We start from the raw sequence: 1,995 nt of genomic DNA, 5'->3' as shown, positions 1-1,995 counted from the left end.
CTCTCACCCTAAGCGCCCCACCTCAGCCCCACGCCCGCCGGGGTGTAGAAGGCGGGGATGCCCGCGCCGCCCGCGCGCAGCCGCTCGGCGAGCGTGCCCTGCGGCATCAGCTCGACCTCGATCTCCCCGCCGAGGTACTGCCGCGCGAACTCCTTGTTGTCGCCCACGTAGGAGCCCATCGCGCGGGCGATCCGGCCCGCCCCGAGCAGCCGCCCGAGGCCCCGGCCGTCCAGCCCGCAGTTGTTGGACACCACCCGCAGGCGCTCCGCGCCGCGCTCGTACAGCGCGTCGATGAGCACCGCGGGGACCCCGCAGAGCCCGAAGCCGCCCACCGCGAGCGAGGCGCCGTCGCCGATGTCGGCGACCGCCTCGGCAGCCGACGCCACGACCTTGTCCGCACCCACTGCCGTTCCGCCTCCCGACCGGTTCCCGGGCCGCGCGGCGGTGTGGTCGCGGACGCGAGTGACCGCCGGGCGTGCCCGTCCCGCACACCCTCCCAGTGCGGCGCGCGCGTGCGAAACCAGACTTTCCGCCCAGCGGAAAGCCCGCTGGGCGGAACACCGGGTCCGGGGCCGGGACCCGCGGGAAAGTCCAGGTCAGGCGGTGTCGGGCAGCCCGAAGACCGTGAACAGGCGGGTGTCGAAGAACACCGAAGCGTGCTGGACGCCGGCGGCCGTGACCTCCAGGATCTGGAGCTGGTACGGCCGGTAGACGCCGTCGTCGCCGAGCTTGTAGAGGGCGAAGCCGGGCTGGCCGTTCGCGCCGGTGGGCAGCAGCCGGAACGTCGCGCGCTCCGGACCGCACTGCGACTTGATGAGCCGCGCGATGTGCCCGGGACCGACGAACCACTGCGGGAACGGCGGCATCTCCCAGACCGCGTCCTGCTTGAACAGCTCGACGAGGCCGTCGATGTCGGCGTCCTCGAACGCCTTGGCGTACCGCTCCAGCAGGTCGCGCTGCCCCGGGTCGGTCGGCTCGACCAGCGCGTCGCGCTCGGGGGCGTGCTCCTCCAGTTGCGCGCGGGCGCGCTGGAGGGCGCTGTTCACCGACGCGGTGCTGGTGCCGAACAGCTCGGCGACCTCCGCCGCCTTCCACTTCAGGACGTCCCGGAGGATCAGCGTGACCCGCTGCCGCGCCGGCAGGTGCTGGAGCGCCGCGACGAACGCCAGCCGGGTGCTCTCGCGGGCCGCGACGATCGACGCCGGGTCGGCCGGGTCGGCGGCGAGCAGGCTGTCGGGCGCGGGCTCCAGCCACGGCACCTCCGGGGAGGCGACGACCGGCCGCTCGGGCTCGTCGCTCGGGCCGCCGAGCCCGGTCGGCATCGGCCGCCTGCCGCGCTGCTCGATCGCGGTCAGGCAGGCGTTCGTCGCGATCTTGTGGAGCCAGGTGCGCAAGGAGGACCGCCCTTCGAAGCCCTCGTAGGACCGCCAGGCCCTGAGATAGGTCTCCTGGACCAGGTCCTCCGCGTCGTGCACCGAGCCCGTCATCCGGTAGCAGTGCGCGAGCAGCTCGCGCCGGTACGGATCGACGAGCTCCTCGAACTCGCGTTCCCGGTCGATGGTGCTGTTCGCCATTCGGGTCACCCTCACTGGCCGACGCGGTGGGTCTGGACCGACGCCCCGACCGTAGGCGAAGCCACCGACATTTCGCGGCCGACGTCACATCCCGGACAGCCCAGCCTAACGAAACCGCAGCTCAATGCCCGGATGAGGCCTCCGCGCCGCCGCCCGGAGCCAGCCGCCGGGCCGCCTCCAGCAGCCTGCGGCTGCTGGCGAACGCCGCCTCCAGCTTCGCGTCCAGGCCCGGCCCGCCCGCGCCCTGCCGCAGCACGACCCCGAGGATCAGCCGCGAGCGGTCCCCGGACGCCGGGTGCGCCGCCCACATCAGCGCCCCGCCCGCCGGGGTGCTGGACCCGGTTTTGAGCCCGACCACCCCCGGCTCGGCGAGCAGCCTGTTGGTGTTGCGGACGACCCCCACGCCCGGCACGGTCGCCTC

2 protein-coding genes and 1 pseudogene are annotated in these 1,995 nt (G+C 74.1%); all 3 read right to left on the bottom strand.

Annotated elements, in window-relative coordinates; genetic code table 11:
• Positions 1–8 precede the first annotated feature (8 nt).
• Positions 9–404 (bottom strand): CoA transferase subunit A, encoded by a 396-nt coding sequence (locus AB0J52_RS38135; protein ID WP_500187879.1) that lies wholly within the window; start codon positions 402–404, stop codon positions 9–11.
• A 192-nt stretch (positions 405–596) separates the two neighbouring features.
• Complete coding sequence (locus tag AB0J52_RS38130; RefSeq protein ID WP_500187877.1) at positions 597–1,574, bottom strand: sigma-70 family RNA polymerase sigma factor; 978 nt, start codon at positions 1,572–1,574, stop codon at positions 597–599.
• Positions 1,575–1,695: 121 nt separating this feature from the next.
• A pseudogene (locus tag AB0J52_RS38125) lies at positions 1,696–1,995 on the bottom strand (hypothetical protein); the annotation flags it as partial.

Source organism: Spirillospora sp. NPDC049652 (assembly GCF_040675125.1).
Classification (GTDB): domain Bacteria; phylum Actinomycetota; class Actinomycetes; order Streptosporangiales; family Streptosporangiaceae; genus Spirillospora.
This window is presented reverse-complemented; position numbering and strand designations above follow the sequence as displayed.